General features: G+C 62.6%; 7 protein-coding genes. 5 read left to right on the forward strand and 2 right to left on the reverse strand.

Translation table 11 applies throughout. The features are described from left to right. Positions 1-153: 153 nt before the first annotated feature. The 3 genes from C8N44_RS20990 (at position 154) to C8N44_RS21000 (ending at position 2,854) form a co-directional block, all read left to right on the forward strand. Positions 154-1,110, forward strand: a complete 957-nt coding sequence (locus C8N44_RS20990) for a mechanosensitive ion channel family protein (RefSeq protein WP_107978724.1) — start codon at positions 154-156, stop codon at positions 1,108-1,110. 96 nt (positions 1,111-1,206) lie between these two features. Next, positions 1,207-1,668 carry an AAA family ATPase gene (locus C8N44_RS20995; RefSeq protein ID WP_235905883.1) on the forward strand — a complete coding sequence of 154 codons (462 nt, stop codon included), beginning with the start codon at positions 1,207-1,209 and terminating at the stop codon, positions 1,666-1,668. Positions 1,669-1,957: 289 nt separating this feature from the next. Further along, on the forward strand, positions 1,958-2,854 hold the full coding sequence (locus C8N44_RS21000) for a DMT family transporter (protein WP_107978725.1): 897 nt from the start codon (positions 1,958-1,960) through the stop codon (positions 2,852-2,854). Between the two features lie 11 nt (positions 2,855-2,865). Here the strand turns inward: C8N44_RS21000 and C8N44_RS21005 are convergent, their stop codons facing one another. Next, positions 2,866-3,564 (reverse strand): FadR/GntR family transcriptional regulator, encoded by a 699-nt coding sequence (locus C8N44_RS21005; RefSeq protein WP_107978726.1) that lies wholly within the window; start codon positions 3,562-3,564, stop codon positions 2,866-2,868. Between the two features lie 233 nt (positions 3,565-3,797). On the opposite strand from C8N44_RS21005, the gene C8N44_RS21010 reads away from it, so the two are divergent. Then, positions 3,798-4,898, forward strand: coding sequence for an HPP family protein (locus C8N44_RS21010; RefSeq protein ID WP_107978727.1), 1,101 nt, complete (start codon positions 3,798-3,800; stop codon positions 4,896-4,898). 86 nt (positions 4,899-4,984) lie between these two features. After that, the gene (locus C8N44_RS21015; RefSeq protein ID WP_107978728.1) at positions 4,985-5,413 is read left to right on the forward strand and encodes a PACE efflux transporter; all 429 of its coding nucleotides are present in this window, start codon (positions 4,985-4,987) and stop codon (positions 5,411-5,413) included. A gap of 327 nt (positions 5,414-5,740) precedes the next feature. Here the strand turns inward: C8N44_RS21015 and C8N44_RS21025 are convergent, their stop codons facing one another. Further along, positions 5,741-6,487, reverse strand: a complete 747-nt coding sequence (locus C8N44_RS21025; RefSeq protein ID WP_107978730.1) for a sulfite exporter TauE/SafE family protein — start codon at positions 6,485-6,487, stop codon at positions 5,741-5,743. Positions 6,488-6,986 lie beyond the last annotated feature (499 nt).

Genomic DNA, 6,986 nt, shown 5'->3' on the forward strand with positions numbered 1-6,986 from the left:
GCTGTCGGCACATTCTCGGGGGCAATACCCCCATTATCCGAATTTCCTGTCGTCGTTGTGGCTCTGCCGTCGAGCGACATGCCGGCGCCGCCGTGACCTGCCTCCAGTGCCGGTCTCGCCGACCATCGCGGCATCAGCAACAGGGCTGCTGACATGAGACTTCTCTCACATCTCCGTCGGCTGATCTGGCCTTCGGTCCTGCTTCTTGTCGCCGCCGGCCTGGTAATCTTCGACCAGGATGTCGAGCGGCGGACTGGATTACCTCTCCGCATGCTTGGCGGCGTTGTCGGTTGCCTTGCTGCGGCCTGGCTCGGTAGCCGGCTGTTCGGCCTGTTCGCGGATCGCCGGAGACGCGACAAGCGCCCATACCCGCGTCTGTTTCGGGATCTCGTGGCGGTTCTACTGTTCTTCGCCGCCATCGTTGCCTCTGCCTCGCTCCTGCTGGAACAAGGTCTCCTTGGCGCGCTTGCGGGATCGAGCTTGATACTCGCGGTGCTGGGTTTCGCGATCCGGAACGTCGTAGCGGACACGTTGTCCGGCATCGCACTGGGCGTCGAGGCACCCTACCGGATCGGGGACTGGGTCGATATCGAGCAGGTCGCACGAGGCAAGGTCATCGAGATCGGCTGGCGCACGACACGGGTGCTGACGTTGGACTCGACCTACTTGATCCTGCCGAACAGCCAGATCGCGCGCCGACGCATCATCAACTACTCGGCACCGAAACCACAGTATCGCGCGCAGCTGTCTCTGAAGCTATCGCGTGAGGTTTCCGTGGACGCCGCCAAGGAAATAATCCTGAAGGCCGTGGGCGAGGCGCGCCTGATCCAGAGCGAGCCGGCACCGGATGTCCGCGTGCAGGAGCTGGGAAGCGAAGGCAATTCCTATGCGGTCCGGTTCTGGCTGTCGCGCTTCGAACGGGACGTTGACTGCCGCGACGAGCTGCTGTCTCTGATCGACCGCGCGATGCGGCAGGCGAAAGTCCCGACCCCACGCATGCAGATCGAGCTGAATAGGCCCCGCGGGGAAACCATGCTCCCCGTCGATCATGAAACGGAGGTCGCACGGATATTCGCTGCGCCGCCCAAGACGGAGCGCATCGGGGCGTGAGGAGCGGCTGACAACATGGAGAGACATCCGATGACAAACGGCCATGGAGGCCAGCACGTGGTCCTTTCCGGCTGCTCGGGAGGCAGGAAGTCGACGTTGCTGGCCGAACTCGCTTCCCGAGGCTTCGAAACTGTCGAGGAGCCCGGCAGGAAGATCGTGCAGGAGGAGTTGAACGGCGCAGGTGTGGCACTTCCCTGGGTCGATCTCGAAGCCTTCGCAAGGCGCGCCATCGACATAGCGACCGGGGACCGCAACCGCGTCGCGTCTTCGCAGGGTTGGGTGTTCTTCGATCGCGGGCTGCTGGATGCGGCCATCGCGCTGGAACATGCAAGCGGATTGGCGGCGTCCGTCACCCTCTCGGGACACGCCCGCTTCCATCACCAGGTGTTTCTAACTCCACCTTGGCCAGAGATCCACCACAGGGACAGTGAACGCCAGCAAGATCTGAAGGACGGCATCGCCGAGCATCATCGGCTGATCGAGGCTTTCGATTGGCTCGGATATGATCCGTCATTCTGCCAAGGCTCAAAGTCGAAGCGCGAGCCGGTTTCATTCTGAGCGCTCTTGCCTGACGTCACTGGCCTTGCCGAGCAATAAGCCAGAGAGCTACCTGCTCTCCGGATTGGACAAGTCCTTTGAAGACCCCTATATCCGCGTTGCAAGGCAGCATGCGATGGCGTCGCGCGTCCGCTGCCCCGCCCCGATACTTTCAACCGATGTCCTGAACGCCCGGACTTGCTTCCGCACATATCGTGCGGAGCCTGAAGTTATGAGGTGTCCTATGACTCTTGCCTTGCTCGACAGGTCGCAGACCATGTGGACTGGATCTTTCGCAGGAATGACCTGCATGGCCGCGGCAATGCTCCTGCTACCACTGGGCGACACGTTGTCGAAGCTTCTGACAGAGAAACTGAATCCGATCGACGTCGCGACCGCGCGCGTTCTCGCCCAGGGGGCCTTCCTCCTGCCGGCGGCGGTGGTGCTGCGGAAACGTCTCAGGGGCGCCATGTTCTCGCCGGTTGTCGCGCTGTCCGGTCTGCTGGTGATGATCACCCTCATCTGCCTGATAGGCGCCTTCGCGGTCATGCCGATTGCCACCGCGATCGCCATCTTTTTCGTTGAGCCTTTGATCCGTACTGTGCTGGCAGGTCCACTCCTCGGCGAGACAGTCGGACCGCGACGCCTCGCAGCAGTTGGCGCAGGGCTCGCGGGCGCGCTTATCGTAATCCGGCCGGGGCCCGAGTTCGAGGTCGCTGCGCTGCTGCCGCTCCTCGCGGCCGTCTCCTATGCGCTCAACATGATTGTCCTCCGCCGTGCCTCGCGCACCCGCTCCGGGCTGACCATTCAGTGCGGCGCCACAACCTATGCCTGCCTCGGCATGGTAGCGCTTTCTTCCGGTCTTCACGCAGCGGGAATTGTGACTCCGGACCCGAGCGCCCTTTCGACTTGGGCCACGGTCCTCATCCTGGGAAGCGGCCTCCTCGCCGCTGCAAGTTATGTCCTGATCGCCGAAGCCTTTCGCCACGCTGAAGCCGGTCTCCTGGCACCATTCCAGTATCTCGAGATTATCGGCGCCACCGCCGCCGGGTTCGTGGTCTTCGGAGACTTTCCCGATCGGATGACCTGGCTGGGGATCGCAGTCATCCTCACCTCGGGCCTTTACGTCGTCTATCGGGAGAGATCACGCGCGCCGGCCTCCATGCTGCCGACCGCTCACAAGAGCCGGAGGATCCGACCTCGCTGACAGAGGCATCATCAGCATGACGGCACTGGGTTGAGGACGCCCATATCGATGCTGACAGCCTCGAGATGATGGGCCATGGCACGATGCGCGGCCGGCCCGTCGCCGGCGGCAATTGCGTCGACGACCTGTTCGTGATGATCGCCATGCACCCGGGTGAACTCTTCCACGCCGACTCGGCGATAGGTGCGATCCCATTCCCTCTGCCAAACCGCGCGGCATCGGGCGCTCGAGAAATGACGCAGGAGGGCAATCAAGAGAGGGTTGCGCGCGACTTGCGCGATCGACTGGTGGAAGGCGTCATCAGCCCGCTCGCATTCCGCGCGATTTCGAGCGGCACGTCCGTTGGCGACGCGCTGTCGCAGCAGGGAAATGTCCTCCGTTACACGCCGCAACGCGGCAGCCGTTGCGACCTGCGGTTCAAGTAGGCGGCGTGCGTCCATCAGGTCCGCGGGTGTTGTCGCCTCGAGCAGGAGCGTATCCTTCACCGGACGGCCCAGGGGCGCTCGGCCGCGAAAGGTCCCCTGACCGACATGGCGCCAGATCTCGCCGCGCGCCTCGAGGGTGGCGAGCGCCCCACGAAGCGTCTCACGACTGCATCCGACGAGATCCTTCAGCACCCTCTCTGGCGGTAAACGATCTCCCGAGGCCGGCGCACGTTCCTCGAGAACCTGCCAGAGTCGCGCCCGTGCCGCATCCTTGCCTGTTCGCATGCCATTCCCCCATTCAGGCCAATATTCAGACCATTTACCGCTGAAAACAAGCGGGAGCCTGCGTGCGATCGGTCGTTTCGATCCTGACGTCTACGCGGGACCACGATCCCCCCATTCAATTGGAGATAGGACCAATGTCCTTTTCGTCGGATGCATCTGTTCACATTCTGCCATCATCTAAGGCATAGGAGGCGGAAGTTGCTCTCTTTTCGGGCAGCGAAGGAGGCCTTCGTATGCGGGCATGGTATCATCTCTACCCGGCGCTGCCGGCATTTCACGGCCGCGAGCAGTTGCGCGCCGGGCTCGGCGCAGTTCTCGGGATCAGCCTGTGCGCTCTCGTAGTGAGCTTGGCCGCCAGGCTGGGGGAATCGACATTCTTTTTGATGGCTCCGCTTGGAGCGACGGCAGTGCTCGTATTCTGCGTTCCGAACTCGCCCCTCGCCCAACCGTGGTCGGCCATCGTCGGCAATGTGACGGCAGCACTCGTCACTCTCCTGGTTCTCCGGATCGTGCCCGCTCCCTGGTCTGTTGGCGTCGCCGTCGGCGCAGCGATCACCGCCATGATGTTCGTTCGGGCGCTCCACCCGCCGGGAGGGGCAGTGGCATTGCTCACCGCCCTCGATCCGGGCGTGGCCCGGGAAGCGGGACTGCTTTTCGCCTTGATGCCGGTCGGGCTGACCACCGCCGTACTGGTCCTTGCCGCCATCGTCTACAACAGGGCAACGGGCCGGGTATATCCGTTCCGCCAGCCTGAGACGGACGAGACGGGAAATCCCGCGCTGCGCCTGGGTTTGACGACCGAGCAACTCGGTGAGCTTCTCCACCGGTTCAACCAGTCGACCAACCTTGGTGTGGCAGACCTCGGCCGGTTGCTGGCCGCTGCCGAAGCAGAGGCGGCCCAGCACCGTTTTGACGGAACAACCTGTGCTGACGTCATGACCACCGGTCTGATCACGGTCCGACCCGCCACGCCGCTCTCGGATGCGGCACGGCTTTTCCGCAGCCATTCTATCAAGAGCCTCCCGGTCGTAGACGAAGATATGATACTGCGCGGCCTCGTGCTCCAGGCCGATCTTCTGCACGTCGTCGCGGCGCAGGACCGCCCGGCGGCCTGGCGGCAGAGATCTCCGCGTCGCACCATATCAGACGTGATGCGACCCGCCGACCGTGCGGTGCCGGACGATATGCCCGTTGGCGTGCTCCTCAACAGGCTGGCGGCGCAGGGAAGCGAGGTTGTTCCGGTGACCCGGGAGCAGCGACTGGTCGGGATCCTGACCCGATCTGATATCATGCGACTACTGCTTGCTGGGGCAGAGGAACGTCCTGCGGCATGAAGGCCGCTTGCATCGATAAGCGAGGACGGCCTCGCCCAGCCAGATGGTCAACACGCGGGACGGCCCGAACAACAATCGGAGCCATCATGCGCAGCACCGCAGACCGAATTCGCCAAGCTCTCAGTTTCGAGTTCATCGGCATTGTTATCGTCACGCCGCTCTTCGCCTGGGTCTTCGATCACCCCATAGGCGACATGGGAGCACTGGTCGTGCTTGGTGCCACCGCCGCGACGATGTGGAACTACATCTTCAACCTGGTATTCGACCACGTTCTGAATTGGCGGCGACGCGATGTCCGCAAGACGATGCCGCTTCGGATTGTTCATGCCGTGCTCTTCGAGGCGACGCTTCTGGTCCTCCTGTTGCCACTCTTCGCCTGGTGGCTCGGTGTCCCACTGATCGCCTCACTGGTAATGGAGATCTCCTTTGCGGTTTTCTATATGGGCTACGCCTTTGTCTTCACTTGGGGTTACGATACCCTTTTCCCGCCTCAACGGACCGCACGGACAGCGTGACAAGGGACGATGAGGCCGGCAGAGGCGCCGCTCCCTGATTAGCTCACTTTCTTGCCGACGGGCATCCGGTCGACCCTAAGACGGCACGGGCCGTCGGCCGGTCCAGCGCGCAGAGCGGGCCCCACTCCTCGCGGCGAGCGCTGCGTCGTCGGAAGAGCGCGCGAAGGCGACAGCGGCAGTTGTCGGGGTCACGGATCATCGGTGCGGGATCCTACAGTTGGCCTCTTGGCGCCCATCGACTTCATGCCCTGGCGCGTCCCGATGACGGAGGTTTTTCTCTCCGACGGAGCGCACCTGGAACGTTAGTTCCACGCTGAGTCTCGACAGTCAGATTGCGAAGAATACCAGCGTCATCGATGCACCAACACCGACGATCAAAGCCCGCAGATACTCGGTGTGTTGAATCCGCCGCGCCTGTTGGGCGCCGATGTATCCTCCAATCGTTGTCGAGATCGCCAGGATCGTAGCGGACTCCCAGGCGATCAGGCCAGCGGTCACATACGTCGTGACAGATACCAGGGAAAGCACGGCTGAAAGCAGGTTCTTCAGACCATTCATCCCGTGCAGGTTCTGGAAGCCAATCAGGCTGAACACCGCCAGCAACATGATGCCAAGACCTCCATTGAAATAGCCGCCGTAGCCAGCAACGAGGAAGATCGCGAAAGCCGAGAGACTCGGTCCGATCGTCAGTCCCTTCGCGCGAACCAGAGCTACGAGACGCGGACCGATTGCAAAGAGCAGCGTGGCGGAGAGCAAGAGCCAAGGCACGATTCCGACAAAAGCATCGCCCGGCGTAAGCAATAGCAGCCCCGCCCCCGCCAGGCCGCCAAGCGCGGCGATCACGATGATGCTCCTTAGCCCGTGGCTTCCCTCTGCGGATATATCGTGCCTGTAGGCCCATGCACTGCCAATATAACCTGGCAAGGCAGTCAGCGTCGCCGTGGCGTTGGCCATGATCGGCGGCACTCCCAGCCAGACCAGGGCAGGAAAGCTAATGAGTGTCCCGCCACCGGCAATGGCGTTGACCATCCCGGCGAGCAGGCCCACCACGACCAATATGATGATGGAAAGCATTCGCGCATCCTCGACCTGAGTCCTCGCGTATCTGCCCCTTTGCCACATTGGTCTGCAAATTGGTCTTCCGCATGGCGTGCCGCTCCGAGGTGAGCGAAGATCGCCCCGCCACCGGCCATTGGTGAAGATCGTCGGAGTTTCAAAACCCTGCGTCCGATCGAACAGATAGCACCGAATGAAGGTGGTCACTGCCCCGGAAACTGTCGATCAGCAGAGCCTACTGCTGCGCGCCGCAACAGGCTTCACATCTCGACCCTCCCGAGACAGCAACCTTCTCAACTCCCGCGCAATAAGGGCGAGAGCCTTTGCTCGCACGTCTGCGAGCCAGCGCCGGACCGATCTCGCCAAGTCCTGCTCCAGCCATAGACCCTACTGCGCGCCGCAGAGCCTCGTCTGTTTCAGTCGGTAGTGCCCCGGGAGATGGTGTAGGAACTGGCGTCCACCTGCTTCTTCATAGCTGGTGTCGCTCGTTCACTGAGCGGCAATCATCGTCGCCTCG

The sequence above is a fragment of the Allosediminivita pacifica genome (assembly GCF_003054175.1).
In the GTDB taxonomy this organism is placed as follows: Bacteria; Pseudomonadota; Alphaproteobacteria; order Rhodobacterales; family Rhodobacteraceae; genus Allosediminivita; species Allosediminivita pacifica.

What these genes read in the sequence shown, in the direction of transcription:
- C8N44_RS21010 (WP_107978727.1), top strand. Translation starts at nt 3,798, where the DNA reads ATGCGGGCATGGTATCATCTCTACCCGGCGCTGCCGGCATTTCACGGC.
- C8N44_RS21000 (WP_107978725.1), top strand. Translation starts at nt 1,958, where the DNA reads ATGGCCGCGGCAATGCTCCTGCTACCACTGGGCGACACGTTGTCGAAG.
- C8N44_RS21005 (WP_107978726.1), bottom strand. Translation starts at nt 3,564, where the DNA reads ATGCGAACAGGCAAGGATGCGGCACGGGCGCGACTCTGGCAGGTTCTC.
- C8N44_RS21025 (WP_107978730.1), bottom strand. Translation starts at nt 6,487, where the DNA reads ATGCTTTCCATCATCATATTGGTCGTGGTGGGCCTGCTCGCCGGGATG.
- C8N44_RS20990 (WP_107978724.1), top strand. Translation starts at nt 154, where the DNA reads ATGAGACTTCTCTCACATCTCCGTCGGCTGATCTGGCCTTCGGTCCTG.
- C8N44_RS21015 (WP_107978728.1), top strand. Translation starts at nt 4,985, where the DNA reads ATGCGCAGCACCGCAGACCGAATTCGCCAAGCTCTCAGTTTCGAGTTC.